Source organism: Paenibacillus sp. NPDC055715 (assembly GCF_053617595.1).
In genome coordinates, this window is sequence record NZ_JBSHGA010000004.1 from 261,437 (window position 1) to 282,904 (window position 21,468).

Genomic DNA, 21,468 nt, shown 5'->3' on the forward strand with positions numbered 1-21,468 from the left:
ATCTTTCAGACAGACTGAAGGATTTTGCATTTTCTTAACATGGACTGAGTATATGCACGGGACAGCTTGCTCTACACTTGAGAAAAATGAAAATTTAAAATTTTATTATTGTACAGAATGATACGTTTTGTATAAAATATATACATATCGTATCTGGGTGGTGAATGTGTGAAGACTGTCCTTACAGTGACCGGTTTACTGGCTTTTTCGATTCCTTATGCCTGTCAGGGCTTGTCTCCCAGAGTGATCTCAATTTCCCTGCTTATCCTGTTGTTTAGCTATCTGATGCTGCTGCCCTCGCTAAAGCCACTGATCGCAACCTTGGCTGATAATCCGTTGCTGACCTTGCTCATGATGTACATAGCTGCCTCCTGTTTATGGGCTGATCAGGAACAGACCTCCTCCATGCTGATGGTGCTAAATTTGTTGCTTTTTCCACCTTCGGACTTTATCTGGTTACCCATTATACGACGCAGGACTGCATCCGCCTGCTGGTCATTACGTTAAGTATTTTGAGCGTACTCAATCTACTGGCGGTAGTTCTCGTTCCCTCCTTTGCCATCCATGGGGGCGTCGAACATACAGGACTGTGGAAAGGCATTTCCGGTCATAAAAACACACTAGGAACGCTCTCTCTGCTATGTTTTGTTTCACATGTCATTTATTTTTTCAAGGGAACACGCAAAACTTTGCATGTTGGCTTTGTTTTGCTGAATGCCTTACTGCTCATCAAATGCCAATCCACCACCTCGTTGCTGCTAACTTCTTCCCTGTTTATGTTCATCCTGTTTATATTGCTATTCAAAAGAACCCGAAGCGTTGCGCTGCGTGGTTTCTTCATTAGCAACTCCTGCCTGCTTGTGCTTTTGTGTCTCGTGCTCGTCTTTAGTTACGGGGATGCGATTGCATCGGAATTCGGCAAGACAACAACCTTGACCGGAAGAACGGAAATCTGGCAGGGGATTGCAGGCGCCATTGACAGCACTACTGGTTTGGTCATGGCTACGGCTCCTTCTGGGCAAATCGGCCCAGCATCTATGCCAATGGAATCCGATTTGATCTGACGAGCAGCCATAGCGGATTTCGGGTTCTGTGGATCGATGTCGGTCTCACAGGACTGTTGGCAACCATTACACTCGTCATAACCACTTCATTTAAATTCAGAATCGGTAAAACCGATATGTATACATGGCTGACAGCAGTCGTATTTTTCTTATTCATCGTGTTAAACAATATTACGGACAGCCGCTTCCTGAATTCTCTAGCCATCTACTGGATCATATTCATGGTTATTGTGATTAAGGTACAAGAACGGCATAGACTATTAATAGCAGAAAAGGCGAACACGACAGTATACAGCACACCCCCGCCACATTAGGGGCTACCAAACGATTAGTGCGCAAAAAAGAACCCCGTTTTCCTACGGCCTTAGATGGCGTTCGGAAACGGGGTTCTTGGGATGTGACAATCTACATTTGTGGAATGATCGCCAAAACGAGATTTAAAAATTTCTCACGTACCTTCTCTGCTGTATCCATTACTTCATCGTGGGACAGGGGCTGATCCAAAATGCCTGCCGCCATGTTCGTGATACAAGAGAAGCCCAGCACCTCAATGCCTGCATGACGGGCTACGATAACCTCGGACACCGTGGACATACCCACCGCGTCTGCACCCAGTGTGCGCAGCATAACGATTTCAGCAGGCGTTTCATAGTTTGGACCCAGCAATCCGGCATATACGCCTTCCTGCAAGCTAAAGCCCTGCTGAGCAGCGGTTTGCTTGGCAATCTCGCGCAAACGACGGCTGTATGCCTCCGACATGTCAGGGAAGCGAACACCCAGAGCTGCATCGTTCGGTCCGATCAGCGGATTTTGTCCGGTCAGATTGAGATGATCCGAGATAACCATCAGATCGCCCGCCTCGTAAGACGTATTGACACCGCCTGCCGCATTTGTCACCAGCAAACTTTGAATACCCAATTGCTTCATGACCCGAACCGGGAAAGCCGTAAGCTGCGGGCCATAGCCCTCATACATATGGAAGCGGCCCTTCATCATAACTACAGCGCGACCTTTAATGGTACCTAGCAGCAATTCTCCTTCATGACCTTCTACCGTCGATACGGGAAAATGGGGAATATCCTGATAAGGAATACTAATTCCATCCTGAATCAAATCGGCCAGAATACCGAGACCCGAGCCCAAAATAAGGCCGATTTCCGGATGGATTCCGCTCTTGGTGCGGATATAATCTGCTGCTTCCTGAATCGTAGCTTGGTTGGCTGTTGACATCAACATCTCTCCTGTCTGGTACAATCGTTAGTTATAGCTGCTGTTATCGTTATTACTGTGATCGTTACTATAATGATGACTATAATCATCACCATTAGCAAATCGTCTCGTCATATACGATCCTTGCTGTCGCTGGACGGACGATTGCCGCCGTGCGGGTGATGCCTTTCGTAGACTTCCTTCATACTTCGCTTGGCTGTCTGCGCATAAACCTGCGTCGTGGACAGATCGGCATGGCCCAGCATCTCCTGTACGGAGCGCAAATCCGCTCCGCCCTCCAGCATATGTACCGCAAAAGAATGCCTCAGGGTATGCGGTGTAAAATCTCCGCTTATGCCTGCTTCCTGACCGTACTTCTTAATCATTTTCCAGAAACCCTGTCTGCTGAGACGCTGACCGGACACATTGAGGAACAAGGCTTCCTGTTCTACCTGAGCTTCCTCACCCTGCCCGGATCGCAACAACAACGCACGCTGCTCGTCCATGTACGCTTGTACCCACTGCGATGCCTCACGGCTGATCGGCACGACACGCTCCTTGCCCGCCTCACCACCACAATGAACGAAACGCAGATCGGTGCGTACATCACGCACGTTCAGGGCGATCAGCTCGGATACGCGAATTCCTGTCGCATACAGCAGTTCCAGCATCGCCTTGTCCCGTCCCCCTTGCGGGGTGGAAACATTCGGTGCTGCCAGCAGACGCTCTATCTCATCCTGCGTGAGCACCGAAGGCTTCTTTTTGTTGGCCTTCGGTAACTCCAGCAAGACGGACGGGTCATAACCCGTAATCCCCTCCCGAATGAGAAAATGGAAAAAGGAGCGGATAGAGGCTACGCTGCGTGAAATCGTCGCCGCGGCTTTTCCCTCTTCCTTCAAGCGTCTCAAATACAGCACCAGATGGGAGCGTTGAACATGGTCCGGCTGCTCGATGTCGCAGCTTTCAGCGAACTCGATAAACTGCTGTACGTCACGATGATACGCTTCCAACGTGCTGGGCGACAAGCCCTTTTCCTCTTCCATATATCGAACAAAAGGTTGAATATACATTTTCATGAGTTCCAGAAGTCTCCTTGTCCTGCATACAACGGTTCAGTCTGATCAGTCTCAGCGTCTGCATGGACTATTCTCCATACCAGTAAAAGAAACGTAGACGCTCCGACACTGGCGTCTTATGCTCGGGTACGTCGGATAATTCCTGCCCGCCGAATACCTTGACTGCATGTCCTTCCGGTATCCGGTAATGATCCACAGGTGTAATCCAATCCCTAAACAACCCGAGGCTATAGTAGAACATACATACCAAAACTCCGAACAGTATGACCAAACGCAGCCATTTCAGTCCTCTCCGCAATGATAGTATCATGTGAATCAGCCGCCTTTTTCCAGATTATAGGCCTTGTCAAGGCTCTCTATGGAAGGGTATGACAAGCTGTTCCTTTTTATACCGCTTAATGTCGTATAGCAGATCCCGAACCAAAAAAGTCCTCAACTAAAAAAGCTCCCCCCGAACGCGTCTTCGCCGGTGAGAGCTTGGGTTGTCAGCTTATTAATCCTGAGATTTGTTTTTCTTGGTTTTACCCAAAAATTTCTGGGCGGTCGTATCGTTCTTCGTCTTGCAACGATAACAAATGCCGTGAAAGTCCAAACGGTGGTCCACTACGGTAAAGTTATATTCCCGTTCCAGACGCTCTTCCAGCGGTCCAAGCCAATCCTCTAGTATTTCATCCACACTGCCGCACTGCACACATATCAAATGGTGGTGGTGATGCTTGGTCGTATCGCCGCGCAGGTCATAACGCGCAACGCCATCACCAAAATTGATTTTCTCCACGACGTGCAGTTCACTTAGCAGTTCTAGGGTACGGTATACGGTTGCCAGACCGATTTCGGGAGCTATCTCTTTAACGAGCATAAATACATCTTCCGCACTCAGATGATCATCTTCGTTCTCAAGTAAAATTCGGACGGTGGCTTCCCGCTGAGGCGTTAGTTTGTAGCCCTGGGATTGCAACTGCTGCTTAATTTTTTCGATCCGTGCTTCCATGTGTCTCCCTCCCCCTACAAAAGCTACTGCCCACTGCACTTTTTTTCACTCCTATTATTATAGGGGGTCTATACAAATAAAGTCAAACATTTTGAAACGGAGTCAAGGAGACACGGAGGCAGTCAGCATGGGAGTAACCCACTGCATCATAACCGGGGTGACCCAAGTTTCAAAGGACGCGCTACCAACAAGGAGTAACATCATTGCAGCGGTCAGCCCTGCGTAGGACAGCAACGGACGCAACATGCCGTCAGATGGCCGTGTAGCGAGTATTTTAGTTTTAATCATATGCATGGAAAAGGTCATCGCAGCCACACTGCACACGAGCAGCACCGGAATGACGATTAAATTGTGGGGAGCCACGGAGACGAGGGAAAATAACAGCCCTTTCCACGAATATTGCCCTACCATATAGCCTACCGAAAATCCGATCAACACACCCTTGAGGAAATTCAGTACGAGAATGCCAGGAAGACCGATGACCGAAAGACCACATACCCAGATTAAACCGACCCATTTTAGATGTAGAGACACACTATCCCAAAAGGTTGAGGTCGCTTGCGAACCAGTAAAGCCCTGCTCATTTTGATTGACCGTCACAAAAAAATCCTTCAGGTAACGCGATAAATCCTGTAACTGCTCCAGCGAGAGCGCGTTCACCATCAGTGCACCAAAGACGACTCCCACCAGAAACAGTACCGCCAAAAAAACATAATAAGGCGTCTGGTCCTTTAACGTATGACGAAACCATTGCATCGGCGTCCTGCCCCTTTCATCTGCTTGTTTGTCCAAAAAACAACCGTAATTCGACGGCTGATGGCTAGGGTTCGGGGCAGCTTGCGCTGCAAAAAGAAGATTCACGATTGATGTGCCAAGCCAACGGCATAGATATTTAATGGTTATGAACAAGCAGACCCCGATATGACTCTAACTAGCACAAGACTTTATTAGGACTTGGCTATTTTGCCGTATGTTCCGCCACCACCGGAGACGAGAGAAAGTCGCCCCTCCCGGGAAAGAAGAATTTGCTCTGCCAATACTTCTCCAACAACTGTCACCAGCTCCTCCTGTGTGACCTCATGTAAAATATTCATTTCTGTTCCGAACGCATTCAACAAATGGTTCAGCTTGGCTTTGCCCAGACCGGGGATAAATTCCAGCGGAATCTGGTAAATGTACGGCGGACGATGAGATGGAATCACGGGCTGCTCACGGTCGGCAATACTCCATATCCGATCCAGTACGCCCCGCACCAGCTTGGTATGACCACAGGCAGGACAGCGTTCATCCGCCATCTGCTGTTCGTCCATAATCGTACCGCAGCTTTGACAGTAAGAACGATGATACTTGCCCAGCTTCGGATTTAATCCGTAGTTGGCAGACACCCGTCGTCCTTCCTGACGCTCCAAAGCCATTCTGAATTCATCAAAGCACGGCGTTGCCATGGATAATTTGTTGTACTCTCGTCCAATTTTGCCGAGCGAATGGGCATCGGAATTGGTCAAAAAGCTGAAACGGTCCAGCTCCGAGATCAATCCGGCCATAGACGAATCCGCACTTAATCCCAGCTCCACTCCGCTAATGAGCTGCATATCCAGCAGTTCGTCCATACGGGCCGCAGAACTGCCGTATATGCCCTTATGAGGGGTGAACACATGCGCGGGGACCATAATGCCTCCACGGCCGTAAATTTGCTGCTGTAGCTCGCGTGGCGGGGCATAGATACGCTGCGAGCTGAGATTGACATTTTTCATGTGCCGAGCCATCCATTGCGTAAAATCCTCCATTGCCGCCAAATTGGGAAAATAGGCCAGGATGTGCGCCTCGGGACGGCCTTCCGCCCGAATCTCCAGCTCCGTTCCCAGCAGCACAACCGTATCCCGGTACGCAATTCCACCACCGCTGATTTCCGTCATTTCACCCGTATGCAAATAAGCGTGGATATCCTCCTGCACGTTCGGCGCGTGGCAGTCAATGATCCCGATCAGTCCGATACCCTTTCGACCAGATGCTTCCTTGGCAATGTTGGCAAAGGTCAGGTCGCGACTGCCACTAATTTTGACCGGAGCTCCCTTTTCCGTTCTGCCGATATGAATATGGAGATCAGCATAGTAATCAGTAAGTTCAACTGTATTTCTTTTCATACCGCTTAGAAGCTCCCTGTGTGTTGGTAAAGCTGCCACGCATAGACAGCCAGAATCGTTTTGGCGTCACTAATCCGACCTTCGCGAATAAGCGCCTGTGCTTCCTCCAGCGTCACCTCGAACAGCTCCAGAAATTCATCCTCATCCGGTTCCATTTCTCCCAATTCCAGCTCTTCGGCCACATACATATGAATGATTTCATCCGCAAATCCGGGGGAAGTATAAAAGGAGTGCAGCAGCTTCAGTGACTTGGCAGTATAGCCTGTCTCTTCTCTCAGCTCGCGTCCCGCCGCTTTCATAGGGTCCTCGCCCCGCTCCAGCTTGCCTGCCGGAATTTCCACCTCACAGCGGCCCATCGCCTGTCTGTACTGATCCACGACCAGCATTTTCCCCTCATGCAGCGCCAGCACGGCCACCGCGCCCGGATGCTTCACGATTTCACGTTTACCCGTGGAGCCGTCGGGAAGCTCTACCGTATCCACCTGCAACGTAATCACTTTTCCTTCAAAAATGGGCTGCGTGGTTACCGTTTTTTCCTCCAGTGCAGGATTGGAATAAGGCTTGCGGTCTGGGTTGTTCACTTGATCGTTCTTTTGATTGTCCATCAGCATGTTTCCTCCTTCGTCATCTATCTTTTTATTAACTATTGCCAACTTTAGTCTAACTTGTCCGCTGCGGACATATGGTGGTATTATAACAAATTCCCCTGTTCAAAGGAGATTCGCCAATGAAAAGCTACCATACCGAAACCACTCTTCATATTGTCGGCAAAGCCTGGCAGATTCAAGCTCTCCTGCGGCAATGGCAAAAAGAACACGGCTCCGCTGCCACGATCGCCTCGTTCATGGTTCCAAAAAAGGTTCAGGTCTAAACACAAGGGAACGCTGTCCCTGTCTTTAGACTGAACCTTATGTGTATCGTGCGAGTCTTACTTCGTCGCCTCTTGGATAAGAGCTACGACCACCTCGGCAACCTTCACCAGATCATCTGCCTTTATTTTTTCCTGTGTCGTATGAATGTTCTGGTAGCCAACAGCCAAATTCACCGTTGGAATTCCCAGTCCGTTGAATACATTGGCATCCGAGCCACCACCGGAATGGAAGGTCGGCGTTGCCAGTCCCAGCCCTTGTATAGCGCGCTGCGCAACCTGCACAATTTCATCATGCTCCGTAAAGCTAAATGCCGGATAAATGACTTCGCTGCAGAACTCGCCTTGTGCACCAAACTCACGCGCGGTCGTTTCCAGTGCTTCACGCATATGCTGGATTTGACGATTCACCTTCTCCTGCACAATACTACGTGCCTCTGCCCGGATCAGCACAAAATCGCATACCACATTCGTTGCTCCGCCGCCCTCGAAGCTGCCGATGTTAGCGGTCGTTTCCTTATCAATCCGTCCTAGCTTCATCTTAGAAATGGCCTTGGAGGCTACTTGAATGGAACTGATGCCATCTTCAGGATTTACACCCGCATGAGCGGACTTCCCAGTAATTTTCATTTCAATACGAGCCTGCGTTGGTGCAGCCACACAAATGGAGCCTACTTCACCATTGGAGTCCAATGCATACCCAAAGTCCGCATTCAGCAATTCTGGCTTCATTGCTCGCGCACCGAATAGACCGGATTCCTCACCTGCCGTAATCACAAACTGAATTTGTCCATGGGGGATTTTCTGCTCACGCACGACACGAATTGCCTCGAACAAAGCGGCAATTCCCGCCTTATCGTCTGCCCCTAAAATGGTTGAACCGTCACTGCGAATCCAGCCATCCTCACCCAACTGCGGCTTAATGCCTTTGCCTGGTGTAACGGTGTCCATGTGGCAGGTAAAAAACAATTTAGGTGCATGCTCCGCGCCTTCCGCTTTCCAGGTTACGATCAGATTACCCGAACCATGTCCGGTTCTTTCGCGGGAATCATCTTCTGTTACCTCCAGCCCGAGTGCATTGAATTTTTCTTTCAGAACACTAGATATTTCCTGCTCTTGCTTGGTTTCGCTATCCACCTGTACGAGTTCCATAAATTCTTGTACGATTCGTTCTTTCACTACTTTTGCCGTCATTGAACTTCCCTCTCTTTCCCGTTTACGCTACAATACGGATAGATAGTCTTGTATCTGAGCTAAACCTATTCTAAAGGAGTTACACATGCCAAACAAAAAATGGGTTCGTTTTTTCGTCTACATTATGCTCGCCGCGATGATTGGCTCTACGCTGTTCATGGTGATTGAGCCGTTGATTATGCCACTATAGTGAATTGCACTGCCAAGATATTCTGCCGTCCCCATGTTCCATGGAGGCTGTAGGCGGACAAGCTGCGGCGCAATAAAACAGGCGGGCTTCCGTGTACATCACAGAATAGCCCGCCTTTGCTTTATTGGAGGGAATGATTTTGCCATTCCGCCGCAAATGAAAATTGCTCCTCAAAGTAAGGTACAATTTCCTTTGCAATCTGCTCCACTGAAAAAGTCTGCTGCGTGCAGTCCTCCAACGAAGTCACTCCGTATTCCTGAATTCCGCATGGAACGATACCTTGAAAGCCCTCATGTTGTATCCCTGATTTGATATTGAAGGCAAATCCATGACTGGTCACAAAGCCCCGACTATGCTTACATTTGTTGAATTTGACTCCTATGGCCGCGATTTTAAGATTCCCGACCCATACCCCTGTGTATTCAGGCTTGCGACTTCCTTCAATACCATGGGACGCCAGCAACCGAATGATTACCTCTTCCAGACTGCGGAGGTATCCGTGCAGGTCAAGCGCCTCCCGGTTGCCCAGCATAAGCAGGGGATATCCGACCAGCTGTCCCGGCCCATGATATGTAATGTCTCCCCCACGGTCAATCTGAAAGACGCTGATTCCCTGAGCTTTCAATTGCTCCGGCGTGAGAAGCAGATGCTCCGGATTCCGCTGAGAGCCAATCGTGTAGGTCGGCGGGTGCTGGAGAAGCATCAGCGTTTCCCTCGCCTCCCCCGCATCCAGCTTCCCTACAATATCCTTCTGGACATCCCATGCATGGGCGTACTCCATCCTATTCGTATAGGTTACATCAAGCGGTCGTCTGTTCACGGCCTATCACTTCCTCCCCGTCCATTTACCTAATTGTTTGGATGATTAGTACAGCTTCGTATCCAAGGTGTAGCCTTCCAGGTTTTCTTTGATCCGTTGCAGGAATCGTCCGCAAATCACACCATCCAAAATGCGATGATCCAGCGATAGACACAGGTTAGCCATCGAGCGAACCGCGATCATATCATCGATGACCACTGGTCTTTTGACGATGGATTCAAAGGTAAGAATCGCAGCCTGCGGATAGTTAATCACCGGATAAGACAGAATTGAACCAAAAGAGCCTGTGTTGTTCACGGTAAACGTTCCGCCCTGCATATCGTCCAGCTTGAGCGTACCTTCCCGTGTTTTACGTGCCAAATCGTCAATTTCACGCGCCAGTCCGGCAATGTTTTTCTGATCCGCTTTTTTAATAACAGGCGTAAGAACTGTATCCTCTGTACCCACGGCCAGCGAAATGTTGATATCTCTTTTGACGATAATTTTGTCCACAGCCCACACCGAATTCATGATCGGATATTCCTTGATGGCATTCACGACCGCTTTCATGAGGAAAGCCAGATACGTAATATTGATGCCTTCTTTTTGCTTGAACTCGTTTTTAATCTTGTTGCGGAGCATCACCAGGTTGGTTACATCCACCTCAATCGTCGTCCAGGCATGTGGAATTTCTGAGACACTTTGCCGCATATTGCGGGCGATCGCACTGCGAATCGGTGTAACATCAATAAAATACTCGGATCTGTTATTATTGCCACTCTCAACTTCGATCACAGGAGTTTTTGGAGCCTCCGTCAAATGAATGCCACTGTTACGAACCGGAATAGCAGGGTCCATATTTTGAATCGGTATGCTTTGCTGCGCGGCAGACAGCTGTCTTCCGGCAAAAGGAGAGCCTTGTCCTGATATCGTCGCAGTCGGCTGTTCAGACGCTCCAGCCTGAGTAGAACCCCCTTGTTGTACATAATTCAGCACATCCTTGCGAGTAATTCGTCCGCCCATGCCTGTGCCTGTCACCTGATTCAAGTCTATGCTGTGCTGAGCAGCCAGTGTTTGCACCGCCGGGGAAAACCGTCCCCGCATGGATTGATCTGAAGCAGCACCCTGTTGGGATTGTGCTTGTGCGTTGCCCTGAGGTATCGATGCAGCGATTGTCGCTCCAGTTGATGCCTCAGGTGCAGTCGACTTCGTTTGGATACGGCAAATCAATTCTCCAACGGCTACCGTCTGGCCTTCCTCTGCTAACAGATCACCCATAATTCCGTCCAATGTCGAGGGAATTTCCGCGTTCACTTTATCTGTAATGACCTCGCAAATCGGTTCGAATTGCTCCACCGTTTCGCCAGGTTGTTTCAGCCATTTTGCAATTGTCGCCGATACGAGCGATTCTGCCAGTTGGGGCATGATCACGTCGGTCCATTGTGTTTGGTCTGACATTTTTTCAACTCCTTAACATCATAGGAGGGCGCGTTTTACCGCTGCCCCCGCTACACTTTTGGAATACTTTCGTCCAATCCGCTCCATATTAATACATTGCAAGACGGCGCATGGCTTCCTTAACCTTATCCTTGTTCAACATATAAAACTTCTCCATCGGCGGGCTGATTGGCATTGCAGGCACGTCTGGAGCGCACAGGCGCTCAATCGGCGCATCCAGCTCGAACAAACATTCCTCATTAATAATTGCGGATACCTCGGCACCGATGCCACCCGTTTTGTTGTCTTCATGTATGATGAGTACCTTACCTGTATGTCTTGCAGCTTCAATAATGGCCTGACGATCCAGCGGCTGGAGTGTGCGCAAATCTACAACATGTGCGGTAATACCCTCTTCCTTCTCCAGTTCCTCAGCAGCCTGCATAACAAAATGTAGCGGCTGGCTGTACCCGATGACCGTAATATCGTCACCCTCACGCAGCAAATTGGCTTTGCCAATCGGAACGATGTAATCATCATCAGGTACTTCACCCTTGATGAGCTTATAGGATTTTTTGTTTTCAAAAAACAGCACCGGATCAGGGTCACGAATAGCTGCCTTCAACAATCCTTTGGCGTCATAAGGTGTAAAAGGTGCTACAATTTTCAGACCCGGTGTACCAAAAAAGATAGATTCAGGGCACTGTGAGTGATACAAGCCGCCAAAGATCCCCCCACCGATGGGCGCACGAATTACAATAGGACAGTTCCAATCGTTGTTAGAGCGATAGCGAATTTTAGCTGCTTCACTAATAATCTGATTGGTTGCCGGAAGCATGAAGTCCGAGTATTGCATTTCGGCAATCGGCTTCATTCCGTACATGGCCGCACCAATCGCAACTCCGGCAATAGCCGACTCTGCCAACGGCGTATCCATGACACGCTGCTCACCGAATTGATCCATAAGACCCTTGGTGGTCGTAAAGACACCGCCCTTAACACCAACATCCTCACCTAACACAAAAACCGTTTCATCCTGCTCCATCTCTTCCTTCATGGCAAGACGAATCGCATCAATATATTCCATAACCGCCATAATTACCGGCCCTCCCTATCGCTGTCAGCATAGACATGCAGTAGCGTATCTTCGGGCTTCGGAAAAGGCGCATTATCCGCATATTCAATCGCTTCCTTGACCTCGAGCAGCAGCTCAGCCGATAAATCCGCGTCCTTGGCCTCATCCCAAATGCCGCATTCCAGCAAATAATTTTTCATACGGGCTACGCCGTCCTTGGTCCAGTTCTCATCCACTTCCTCTTTGGTCCGGTAAGCCAGATCATTATCCGAGGTGGAGTGAGGAGACAGTCGGTACATCATCGCTTCAATAAGCGTTGGCCCCTCGCCACGAATAGCACGTTCACGCGCTTCCTTGACGACTGCATACACTGCCAGCGCATCGTTACCATCGACCCGAATTCCAGGGAATCCGTAGCCCAAAGCACGGTCGCTCACCTTGCCCGCCATTTGCTTATGAATCGGAACCGATATCGCATATTGATTGTTTTCACACATAATGATGACTGGCAGCTTCTGTACGCCTGCAAAGTTACAGCCTTCGTGAAAATCTCCCTGGTTGCTGGAGCCTTCCCCAAACGTAACAAACGATACAAAATCCTTTTTCTGCATCTTCGCAGCCAGCGCTACCCCCACTGCGTGTGGAACCTGCGTCGTCACCGGACTGGAGCCTGTTACAATACGTAGCCGTTTACTGCCAAAATGACCCGGCATCTGCCGACCACCGCTGTTGGGATCATCCGCCTTGGCGAATGCTGATAGCATCAGTTCGCGTGGCGTCATACCAACCGCAAGCACGAATCCGTAATCCCGGTAATAAGGAAGAAAATAGTCCTTCTCCCGATCCAGTCCGAAAGCCGCACCTACTTGTGCCGCCTCCTGCCCAATGCCAGAAACGTGAAAATTAATTTTCCCTGCCCGTTGCAGGAGCATGTTGCGCTCGTCAAATCTTCTTGCGAGCAGCATATATCTGTACATGTCAATAACTTGTCCATTAGTAAGTCCCAGCTGTTCATGTCTGAAGCCAGCGTCTACAGCGCCTTTTGAACTCATTGAGGCACCCCCTTAAGTATCAAACATCCTACTACCAGCACCTAGTACCATCTTGTCTTAAAACCTGGTACTAAACACTGGCTAACCCCATTATAATCCTTTTCTCCCCAAAAAGAAAAGCACCGATTTATTAAGATAAATTATATCCCTATCGCCTGTCCATCAACCGCCAGCATCGCTTCTCCCAAAATCTCCGACAATGTCGGATGTGGATGAATAAGCTGTCCGACTTCCCACGGCGTAGCATCCAATAGCTGCGCAAGAGCCGCCTCGCTAATGAGGTCCGTTACATGCGTACCGATCATATGTACACCGAGAATATCATTCGTTTCCTCGTCGGCAACCACTTTGGCGAAGCCATCCCGACTGCCATACACCAGCGATTTTCCGATAGCCTGAAAAGGGAACTTCCCTGTCTTCACCTGATATCCACGCTCACGGGCTTCTTCCTCTGTCAGACCAACACTGGCTGCCTCAGGACGTGTATAAATACAACGCGGAATCAGATGATTCGGTACGCTGTGAACCACTTCGCCCGCCAGATGATGAACCGCCTGCAAACCTTCATGACTCGCCGCGTGAGCCAGCTGTAAGCCTCCGATGCAGTCCCCGATCGCATAAATATGCGGCTCATTCGTCTGCAAATGCTCATTAACCGAGATAAAGCCACGCTCTACGCGAATATCTGTATTTTCCAGTCCGATATTTTCCACATTCGCCTGACGACCTACCGAAATGAGCAGCTTGGAAGCGCTGAGTGTTTCGGTGTCGCCCCCATTTTGCACGTCAATCTGTACGCCTTCCTCATCCTTGACGTACGTTTCAGCCAGCACTTGCGAGCCCGTTAGCACCTTGACACCACGCTTGGTTAAGAGGCGCTGCATTTCACGCGAAACGTCCTCGTCCTCGGTTGGAATAAGCCGATTCGCCGCCTCGACCACCGTAACCTCCACGCCAAAATCGTTCAGCATTGAAGCCCATTCCACGCCAATAACGCCACCACCTACGATTATCAGGGAAGCCGGCAGTTCCTCCATTGTCAACGCTTCGTCACTGCTCAGAATAAATTCGCCATCCGGCTCCAGTCCAGCCAGCACACGCGGGCGTGATCCCGTTGCAATAATGAGATGGGCGGAGACAATCGTCTCCATCTCGCCATCTTCCAGCTCCACGGCAACTGCGCCGCTTTTTGGAGAAAAAATCGACGGTCCAATCACGCGCCCTTTGCCGCTCAGCACCGTGATTTTATTTTTACGCATCAAAAATTGCACGCCCTGATGTAGCTGCTCCACAACGGCTTCCTTGCGCTCTTGTACCTTAGGGAAAACAAGCTGCGCTCCCGAGGTCTCAATGCCGTATTGCGCACTTTCCTTGATCGTCGCATACACTTCCGCACTGCGCAGCAAAGCCTTGCTTGGGATACATCCACGGTGCAGGCAGGTTCCACCTAGCTTGTCCTTTTCGATAATAACGACTTCCTTGCCGAGTTGGGCTGCGCGAATCGCTGCAACATACCCTCCGGTTCCTCCACCCAAAATAGCGACATCACAATGTATAGTCATGCTTCTCCTCCATTTAACATTGATTATATAGCTTATTGTACTTTCTTTATTTCTCTGTACAAAATCTAGTGTTTATGCATAAACTACTGGCCGTCTAACAACCCGCTCCCGGCATCTGCTGTATATTACTCATACAAGGCGTCCCGTAACTTCGTAGACATCCTTGGGGTTTGGGCTGATTTGGCCCGCAGCGCTTTGCGAAACGATTCATTTTGCTTGCGCAGAAGATCTAACTCTGTCTCCAGCTCCGTGATCAACTCCTGTGCCTGTGGGCTTACCAGCCCTTGCTCCAGCAATGCTTCTTTTTTGGCACTATAAGTCTTATCTTTTTGGTCCATGCCTGTCCCCTCTTCCTTCATTCCACTACACTTCACCTTATCATGCTCACGACAACAGAGCAATGACATCCACCTTTACGTTCAAAGAATTGATATACAATAACATGTCGAAAAACAATATAATTTCTCTAGTTTGTTTGCTGCACATTATGGTAATCTATAATGGCCTTTTCTTTCGGAAATGATAATTCACAGCGTTATGCGCATGTTACAGAGAGGGGAATTCGCGTTGCCTACAGGACGAATTACGATCATTACAGGCCCCATGTTTAGCGAAAAATCCGGCGAACTGATTCGCCGCTGTCAAAAATTAATCCAATACGGGCACCGCAAGGTGGTCGCTTACAAACCGGCTGAAGATAACCGCTACGCCAAGGACGAAATTGTAAGCCGCATTGGATATCGGCTGCCTGCCATATCCATTCCGAAAAAGCTCACAGATGAGCTCGTTCAGCGGATTTTGGAAGAAACGAAGGATGCCGATGTGGTCGCCTTTGACGAAGTACAGTTTTTTAGCCGTCATATTATGATGTTGGTGGAAGAGTTAGCCTACCGTGGCAAGCACGTGATTGCAGATGGACTCAACCTGGACTATCGGGGGAAGGAATTCGGATATGTTGGCGGTTTACTCGCCATGGCAGATGACATCGAAAAGCTAGCTTCCTTTTGCGCCGTATGTGGAAGTTCGCAAGCTGTATATACCCAGCGTATGGTGAACGGAAAGCCTTCCACTGTAGGACCCATTGTAATGATCGGCGACTCTGAGGCCTATGAGCCTCGTTGCCGTAATTGCTTCATCCCCCCCCATAAAGTGAACTGCGATTAGCACGGAAAATGGGCTGGCAGGCTGTGATACAGGCACGACAACCAGCGGATTTTTTTCTTGCATTTTCTTGGAACGATTCGAGCAATTGCCCGTATATCCGTTTAAGCTAAAATCGATACTTTGGTGGACCAGGCCGTGTATGAACCTGGCGAGGAGCTTAGTGGCATTATGCGCATCAAAGGTGGTAAAATGGATCAGGAAATCGGCAAAATTGACATCGAACTCAAAACAGAATTTATCGAAGAGCACGATGACAAGAAAACCACTTCCACCTGTTGCATCGCTTGGGTCAAGGTATCCGACGGCTTTCATTTAAAGCAAGGACAGGAGCTTGAAATTCCTTTTTCTTTTCGGTTGCCACGTGCTTGTCGAAGTAGATCGCAGAGGCAGAGGGTTATCCGGCTGGCTGGAGACTGCCTTTGATATGGACGAGCGTCATGCCTGGTTGAGCTTTAGCAGGCATGAGCTGTCTTATGGACCAGATCATATCGCAGATGCGCTGGAGGAACTGATCGACAGACAGTTTCGATAAATAGATAGATATAACAATAAAATCCCCGCCGTTTAACTCACAGTCGGGGATTTTTAATGATCTTCAAAATACTCGACCGATTCCGTATCGTCTGCATAGTCTAAAGAGGCAGCATATCCTGCCGTTCTGCCTTGTGTTTGCAATCCTTGCATACCCCGTACAGGGAACCACTGTCATCTGCGTAAAAGGTTAATTTGTCTTCTTTTTTACAAAAAGAGCATTTTTGCTTGCCCGTGCCCTGGATAGAGTCAGACTGTCCAAACCCAGATTGGACTTGAATACCTGTTGCGTCTGTATTCGCGAGCAAATCGGAAGATACCTTAGACTTGGACACGTTCCCGATGCGGGACTGTCGAACAGGCTTACGAGGACGAAATTTAACGACATTACTGCCCCGCTGTTCATTCACTTGTTTGTTACTGCTGCGACCACGCCATGCCATAACAATCCAACCCAACGCCACCAACAACACGCCGACGATCATCCAAGCTAGACTATTCCACATGCCTTCATCCCCACCTTTGCTTTAAAATCGTTTGGTTTGACCTTTTCCCGAAGAAGTCCAATAACCCTTTTTACAAATTGTACATCATCCTTCTGAAAAACGATAATATCCCCTCTATGGAAGAAATCGTTTTCCTTATAATAATGGTACTGCCATATGATTCCCTGCCATCATAGTGGGCTGCATCGAAGGCCCTCCACTAAGTATGACTTTACATCATCACTTACATTGATATTACCTAGTGCTAATACAGCAGCCAACATCCAATTCATCATTCTGTCTCCTAATCCTTGTTAAATTTTGCAAAATACAAACAAAAACAGTCCCCCCCCAAGAGGATGGCATATCCATAAAATATTCATCATTTACCATAATCATCAATAACATTAACACATCTGCTGTTATTGAGCTATCTTTTTCAATCCTCTCAAGTTTCCTTGGAGTTTCCACTACAGGAGGTTTTTTAGTGACTTTCAGATAGCATTCGGCACAAATCACAATTCCTCTATTAAGAATGACCGACTCTTTACTGTTACAGAATATGCCTATCATGTGGACCAGGCTATGGCTGAATTGGATCTAACCCAGGTTACACGGATTGCTGTCGATGAAACCTCGTCACGCCGCGGACACCGATACATTACGTTGTTTGTAGATGTCGATACCAAGAGGATCCTGTTTGCTACCGAGGGAAAAGGGAAGGATACACGGGCTCGTTTCAAACAACATTTACTCCAAAAAGGGGTAGAAGCCACACAAACCTTGAAAGACAGTCACCTGAAGACGGGAAAAGCCTACCGTCTTAAATTGGCGATGCAAGAGGTCTGGATCACCCCCCACATCTTTGCAGATGTCTATCTGCGAGAATGGATGAGCTGGGCGACACGCTCACAGCTCCAGCCAATGGTGGATCTGGCGAAGACCGTAAAGCGACATGAAGAAGGGATTCTTCGCTGGTTCCACAGCCGCATGACCAATGGTCTGCTGGAAGGGATTAACGGTCTGGTACAGGCCTCCAAACGACGAACCCGCGGCTACCGTAATGTGGACAATCTCATTGCGATGGTCTATATGGTAGCGAACAAAATGCGTATGCCATCTCTTGTGGCACGGAGGAGCGAGAACTGTGTTTCCCCCCTCCCTTTTTATACAAGATTGTAATAGAATCTTTTAGAGTGAAGCTAATCTATGAAACGATTCGTCTGTGGTCTACCCATCCAATAGAGCGAAGAGCCATACTAATGCCATTGTGTACTAGTAAGCTTGCATTCTCTGCAAATTCTTCAAGCCATATCTCCCATGAAAGAATCTTCCGACTAAACAGATCCAAGATGAGATACAAATAGAAATAGATGCCTTTTGCCGGTCCGGGCAACCATGTAATATCCCACTTCCGCCACTTGATTGGGACCCGTTGCACAATGTGTAGAGATCGGTTTTGAACTGGATTTCTTACTTCTTCCGCGAGGGTGCTGCATGTCTGCGTCATTCAAGACGCGATAGATCGTAGATTCTGATGCGATATAAACACCTTCGTCAGCAAGTCGTGGAACGATTTGACTAGGTGGAAGACTCGTGAATGCTGGTTGATTGACCGTCTGGATGATCGGTTTTCTTTCTTCTTTGCTCAGCTTGTTTTTGGGCGTTGGTCACTCTACCAAAGGGTGCTGATCTTCATTTGGTGTAAGGTCACTTCTCCAACGTTGTAACGTTCTTTGACTAACGCCAAACTCCTTACAAGCGAGTGCTTCTCTTGCTCCATTAATGACTGCTTCTTTGATCAGTATAGTAGCTGTATTGCGATCTGAGGTACTGATCAGTCGTCCTCGTTATCCCTCCAAATTGCACTGGCTTTTTTTCTGAGTACGAGTAGAGCAGCAGTTTCAGCAAGAGCTGCTTCCTTGCGTCGAAGCTCTTGACTCAGCTTTTTGATTTGGCGGTCTTTCTCGCGATTAATCTTCTGTAGCTAATTGGCTTGCATACAGGCATCACGCCAGGCTTGTATTTGTTCCACATACAGTCTTTACTACGGCAATATTCTGCCAGTTCTATTTCACTAAGCGTAGCGGGCTCAACTACAATGGAAAACTTGTCCTACGTACTCCAACGTTCTGATGCTCCCTCTCCATCAGGAACAGCCATCCCTTTAGATTTAGCATTCTTCGGTGGCATCATTCTTTTTACTATTGAGTATTTAAACTCTTCACTAAATTTCGTCATAGTTGTACGCCTCTTCTAGAACTTCTATACTAACTCTACTAATTCTAGAGGTCTATGACAACTAGCCTAACACAGGGGGGCGTCAATGGATTAAACTTATCAAAACATTTTCGATGCGGTAGTTTCCGTGGACACATGGTAATCCCTGTTTTCCGTAAATTTCTTGGTCAGAGCAATCAAACTCACTGTGAAAACAAACCCCTGTACCACCCCTTACAAAATAAAAAGAGACAGCGGGCTATTACATCCACATTGTCTCTACTGAGTTCCAACTTGATACGTATTATACTTTGAATTTGCCGATTTGCCCTTGCAGGTCCTCTGCCATGGTAGACAGGTTTCTTGCAGATGAAGCAATTTCCTCCATGGATGCCAGTTGCTCTTGTGTTGCAGCAGACACATGCTGTGTTCCAGCTGCGGCTTCCTCAGCAATCGTTGAAATTTGTCTGACAAAGCCAACAACTTCATCCGTACTTGCAGACATTTGCTCCGATCCAGCGGATACCTCTTCAATCTCACTCGCTACTTTATTAACGGTTTCCTGAATCAGTTCAAAAGAAGCACCTGCATTCTGCACGACTTCCCGACCTGTCATGACATCTTTTCCATTAGACGCTACAGCCTCGATAGCATGGGCAGTGTCCTTTTGAATCAAACCAACAAGTTCCGTAATTTGTTGAGCAGAATGAGCCGATTGTTCTGCCAACTTGCGCACTTCACCCGCAACTACAGCAAATCCGCGACCGTGTTCTCCCGCTCGAGCCGCTTCAATTGCAGCATTCAGGGCAAGAAGGTTTGTCTGACTTGAAATATTGGTGATCACATCAATAATCTTGCCAATTTCGTCGGAACGCTCTCCCAATCCAGCCATTAGATCAGCCAGTCTATTCATCGAATGATTTACGGCGTTCATCTGTGTAACAGCCTGTTGAATCAATTGGTTACCTTCAGCTGATTTGTGGGCCGCATCTTGAGCAGATACAAATACATTTTGCGCACGAATGGCAATTTGTTCAACACCGATAGACATTTCCTCAATAGCTTGGGACGACTTCGTAACCATATCCACCTGTTGAGCCGTTCCTGTAGCTACTTCTTGCACCGTCTCGGTTATTTGTGCGGAAGCTTGGCTATTTTGTTCTGCGCTGGCTGTCAATTCCTCTGAGGAAGTAGTCACCAACTCTGACGTTTTACTAACCGATTGAATCAGTTGGCGCAGGTTCTGGACCATTGCATTAAAAGAATGCGACAAAGCATGGATCTCGTCCTTGCTCTTCACTGTTATTTCCTCGCCCGTCAGGTCACCTGCTGCTATTCTCTCAGCAGCGCGACTGATTCGCAAGATTGGCCTGGATATGGATCGCGCTATAAGGTAAGTAATCGCCATCGCCAACACGACTGCTGCAACGCTTAAAAAGATGACCATTTGTCTACCTGAAATATAGTTGCCAACTGCTTCTTTCGTAGTCAGTTTTGATCCATCTGCATTCAATTTAATGAGCTTATTGATCGTATCGTTTGCGTTATACCATAGTGCATAAGACTCTTTATGAAGAATACTCGATTGAGCATAATCGTTAGCTTTACCCGCTGCAATCACTTCTGGCAGCTTATTTAGATACTCTGCATATTTTTTGGAGAAATCATCATACATTTCAAGCTCTTGAGGACTAGCTTTTAATTTCTCGTATATTTTACGGTCGTTCTCGACCTTTTTCAAAACCTGATTGTATTCAGCTTCAACCTTTTTCACTTCCTCAGGGTCACGTTCTACAATTATATTCAATGAGAGCCGCTCTACATCGGAAAAATCACCGTTTAGAGCTCCTAAAATAGCCACACTCGGCATCCACCGGCTATCAATTTGCATCGATGCGTCACCTAAGTTTTTCATTTTTGAAATGGATACTGTACTAATGAGAATCAATAAAAAAATAACCGTAAGAAAACCTAATAACAATTTTGTTCGGATGTTGAATTTCATATAAGCGCCTCTCAATCCTCTGTATAGTAGATATTATATCGACAAAAATCGGTAATTTCTTTATATCAAATTAAAGACTTTTTCAGAACTTCTAAGAGGAAAATTTTAAATATTTATGATTAGTGAAGATGACTCTGGTTTGTTTTATAAACAGTATGGAGATTAGTATGTCTCATAATTTCCAGTAATTGTTTTGCCCTATAGCGCGGGGAATATTTAAAATCTTCATTTACCCACTCTAAATCATTCCCGAAATTGCGTGAGCATGGTAACTGGCTTACACTGCATGGTTATTTTTTTATTTTGTTGCGTGTCTACAAGATCCTCAAAAAGCAACAAATTCCTGCTTATTTACTGATTGTGATTCATTAACAACTATGATTATATGATAAATTAGGATAT

General features: G+C 47.8%; 25 protein-coding genes and 1 pseudogene. 8 read left to right on the forward strand and 18 right to left on the reverse strand.

Going from position 1 to position 21,468, the window contains the following annotated elements; translation table 11 throughout:
• Window positions 1–168 precede the first annotated feature (168 nt).
• From ACWGOO_RS09745 to ACWGOO_RS09755, 3 genes are read left to right on the forward strand one after another with little or no spacing between them, the layout of a single operon-like run.
• A complete protein-coding gene (locus ACWGOO_RS09745) occupies window positions 169–507 on the forward strand; it encodes a hypothetical protein (RefSeq protein WP_452482863.1) in 339 nt (112 codons plus the stop codon).
• A 5-nt stretch (window positions 508–512) separates the two neighbouring features.
• On the forward strand, window positions 513–1,064 hold the full coding sequence (locus tag ACWGOO_RS09750; RefSeq protein WP_452482865.1) for a hypothetical protein: 552 nt from the start codon (window positions 513–515) through the stop codon (window positions 1,062–1,064).
• A 56-nt stretch (window positions 1,065–1,120) separates the two neighbouring features.
• The gene (locus ACWGOO_RS09755) at window positions 1,121–1,378 is read left to right on the forward strand and encodes a hypothetical protein (protein WP_452482867.1); all 258 of its coding nucleotides are present in this window, start codon (window positions 1,121–1,123) and stop codon (window positions 1,376–1,378) included.
• A 91-nt stretch (window positions 1,379–1,469) separates the two neighbouring features.
• On the opposite strand, the gene ACWGOO_RS09760 is transcribed toward ACWGOO_RS09755, so the two are convergent.
• The 7 genes from ACWGOO_RS09760 to ACWGOO_RS09790 all read right to left on the reverse strand — a co-directional run bounded on the left by ACWGOO_RS09760 (window position 1,470) and on the right by ACWGOO_RS09790 (window position 7,089).
• On the reverse strand, window positions 1,470–2,294 hold the full coding sequence (locus ACWGOO_RS09760) for a purine-nucleoside phosphorylase (protein ID WP_452482869.1): 825 nt from the start codon (window positions 2,292–2,294) through the stop codon (window positions 1,470–1,472).
• Between the two features lie 110 nt (window positions 2,295–2,404).
• Window positions 2,405–3,349: a site-specific tyrosine recombinase XerD gene (xerD, locus tag ACWGOO_RS09765; RefSeq protein WP_452482871.1), complete on the reverse strand. Its 945-nt coding sequence runs from the start codon at window positions 3,347–3,349 to the stop codon at window positions 2,405–2,407.
• Window positions 3,350–3,416: 67 nt separating this feature from the next.
• The gene (locus tag ACWGOO_RS09770) at window positions 3,417–3,659 is read right to left on the reverse strand and encodes a YqzK family protein (RefSeq protein WP_452482873.1); all 243 of its coding nucleotides are present in this window, start codon (window positions 3,657–3,659) and stop codon (window positions 3,417–3,419) included.
• 183 nt (window positions 3,660–3,842) lie between these two features.
• Window positions 3,843–4,340: a ferric iron uptake transcriptional regulator gene (fur, locus tag ACWGOO_RS09775; RefSeq protein WP_452482875.1), complete on the reverse strand. Its 498-nt coding sequence runs from the start codon at window positions 4,338–4,340 to the stop codon at window positions 3,843–3,845.
• A 102-nt stretch (window positions 4,341–4,442) separates the two neighbouring features.
• Window positions 4,443–5,096, reverse strand: coding sequence for a stage II sporulation protein M (gene spoIIM, locus ACWGOO_RS09780; protein WP_452482877.1), 654 nt, complete (start codon window positions 5,094–5,096; stop codon window positions 4,443–4,445).
• A 191-nt stretch (window positions 5,097–5,287) separates the two neighbouring features.
• Window positions 5,288–6,484: an endonuclease Q family protein gene (locus ACWGOO_RS09785; RefSeq protein ID WP_452482879.1), complete on the reverse strand. Its 1,197-nt coding sequence runs from the start codon at window positions 6,482–6,484 to the stop codon at window positions 5,288–5,290.
• A gap of 5 nt (window positions 6,485–6,489) precedes the next feature.
• Window positions 6,490–7,089, reverse strand: a complete 600-nt coding sequence (locus ACWGOO_RS09790; RefSeq protein WP_452482880.1) for an NUDIX domain-containing protein — start codon at window positions 7,087–7,089, stop codon at window positions 6,490–6,492.
• A 122-nt stretch (window positions 7,090–7,211) separates the two neighbouring features.
• Between ACWGOO_RS09790 and mciZ the strand changes: the two genes are divergently transcribed.
• Window positions 7,212–7,355, forward strand: a complete 144-nt coding sequence (mciZ, locus tag ACWGOO_RS09795) for a Z-ring formation inhibitor MciZ (protein WP_452482882.1) — start codon at window positions 7,212–7,214, stop codon at window positions 7,353–7,355.
• A gap of 57 nt (window positions 7,356–7,412) precedes the next feature.
• Here mciZ and ACWGOO_RS09800 read toward each other — a convergent pair whose 3' ends face one another.
• Window positions 7,413–8,546 carry a tripeptidase T gene (locus ACWGOO_RS09800; protein WP_452482884.1) on the reverse strand — a complete coding sequence of 378 codons (1,134 nt, stop codon included), beginning with the start codon at window positions 8,544–8,546 and terminating at the stop codon, window positions 7,413–7,415.
• 85 nt (window positions 8,547–8,631) lie between these two features.
• Here ACWGOO_RS09800 and prli42 point away from each other — a divergent pair, with 85 nt between their 5' ends.
• Entirely contained in the window at window positions 8,632–8,736 is a 105-nt protein-coding gene (gene prli42 / locus ACWGOO_RS09805; RefSeq protein ID WP_014282171.1) for a stressosome-associated protein Prli42, read from the forward strand.
• Between the two features lie 121 nt (window positions 8,737–8,857).
• Here the strand turns inward: prli42 and lipB are convergent, their stop codons facing one another.
• From lipB to ACWGOO_RS09835, 6 genes are all read right to left on the reverse strand, one after another.
• Window positions 8,858–9,556, reverse strand: a complete 699-nt coding sequence (lipB, locus tag ACWGOO_RS09810) for a lipoyl(octanoyl) transferase LipB (protein WP_452482886.1) — start codon at window positions 9,554–9,556, stop codon at window positions 8,858–8,860.
• A 45-nt stretch (window positions 9,557–9,601) separates the two neighbouring features.
• Complete coding sequence (locus tag ACWGOO_RS09815) at window positions 9,602–10,993, reverse strand: dihydrolipoamide acetyltransferase family protein (protein ID WP_452482888.1); 1,392 nt, start codon at window positions 10,991–10,993, stop codon at window positions 9,602–9,604.
• A gap of 88 nt (window positions 10,994–11,081) precedes the next feature.
• Entirely contained in the window at window positions 11,082–12,068 is a 987-nt protein-coding gene (locus tag ACWGOO_RS09820) for an alpha-ketoacid dehydrogenase subunit beta (protein ID WP_452482890.1), read from the reverse strand.
• A gap of 2 nt (window positions 12,069–12,070) precedes the next feature.
• Window positions 12,071–13,099 carry a thiamine pyrophosphate-dependent dehydrogenase E1 component subunit alpha gene (locus tag ACWGOO_RS09825; RefSeq protein ID WP_452482892.1) on the reverse strand — a complete coding sequence of 343 codons (1,029 nt, stop codon included), beginning with the start codon at window positions 13,097–13,099 and terminating at the stop codon, window positions 12,071–12,073.
• Between the two features lie 140 nt (window positions 13,100–13,239).
• The gene (lpdA, locus tag ACWGOO_RS09830) at window positions 13,240–14,661 is read right to left on the reverse strand and encodes a dihydrolipoyl dehydrogenase (RefSeq protein ID WP_452482894.1); all 1,422 of its coding nucleotides are present in this window, start codon (window positions 14,659–14,661) and stop codon (window positions 13,240–13,242) included.
• 125 nt (window positions 14,662–14,786) lie between these two features.
• On the reverse strand, window positions 14,787–14,999 hold the full coding sequence (locus ACWGOO_RS09835) for a hypothetical protein (protein WP_452482896.1): 213 nt from the start codon (window positions 14,997–14,999) through the stop codon (window positions 14,787–14,789).
• Between the two features lie 229 nt (window positions 15,000–15,228).
• Here ACWGOO_RS09835 and ACWGOO_RS09840 point away from each other — a divergent pair, with 229 nt between their 5' ends.
• Both ACWGOO_RS09840 and ACWGOO_RS09845 read left to right on the forward strand, forming a co-directional pair.
• On the forward strand, window positions 15,229–15,825 hold the full coding sequence (locus tag ACWGOO_RS09840) for a thymidine kinase (protein ID WP_452482897.1): 597 nt from the start codon (window positions 15,229–15,231) through the stop codon (window positions 15,823–15,825).
• A gap of 111 nt (window positions 15,826–15,936) precedes the next feature.
• Window positions 15,937–16,357 (forward strand): annotated as a pseudogene (locus ACWGOO_RS09845) (sporulation protein).
• 100 nt (window positions 16,358–16,457) lie between these two features.
• Here ACWGOO_RS09845 and ACWGOO_RS09850 read toward each other — a convergent pair.
• Window positions 16,458–16,862, reverse strand: coding sequence for a hypothetical protein (locus tag ACWGOO_RS09850; RefSeq protein ID WP_452482899.1), 405 nt, complete (start codon window positions 16,860–16,862; stop codon window positions 16,458–16,460).
• Complete coding sequence (locus ACWGOO_RS09855) at window positions 16,847–17,023, reverse strand: S26 family signal peptidase (RefSeq protein ID WP_452483007.1); 177 nt, start codon at window positions 17,021–17,023, stop codon at window positions 16,847–16,849. The genes ACWGOO_RS09850 and ACWGOO_RS09855 overlap by 16 nt, the downstream gene beginning before the upstream one ends.
• A gap of 403 nt (window positions 17,024–17,426) precedes the next feature.
• Here ACWGOO_RS09855 and ACWGOO_RS09860 point away from each other — a divergent pair, with 403 nt between their 5' ends.
• Complete coding sequence (locus ACWGOO_RS09860; RefSeq protein WP_452482901.1) at window positions 17,427–18,023, forward strand: ISL3 family transposase; 597 nt, start codon at window positions 17,427–17,429, stop codon at window positions 18,021–18,023.
• 933 nt (window positions 18,024–18,956) lie between these two features.
• Here ACWGOO_RS09860 and ACWGOO_RS09865 read toward each other — a convergent pair.
• A complete protein-coding gene (locus ACWGOO_RS09865; RefSeq protein ID WP_452482903.1) occupies window positions 18,957–19,082 on the reverse strand; it encodes a hypothetical protein in 126 nt (41 codons plus the stop codon).
• A 283-nt stretch (window positions 19,083–19,365) separates the two neighbouring features.
• On the reverse strand, window positions 19,366–21,066 hold the full coding sequence (locus ACWGOO_RS09870; protein ID WP_452482905.1) for a methyl-accepting chemotaxis protein: 1,701 nt from the start codon (window positions 21,064–21,066) through the stop codon (window positions 19,366–19,368).
• Window positions 21,067–21,468 lie beyond the last annotated feature (402 nt).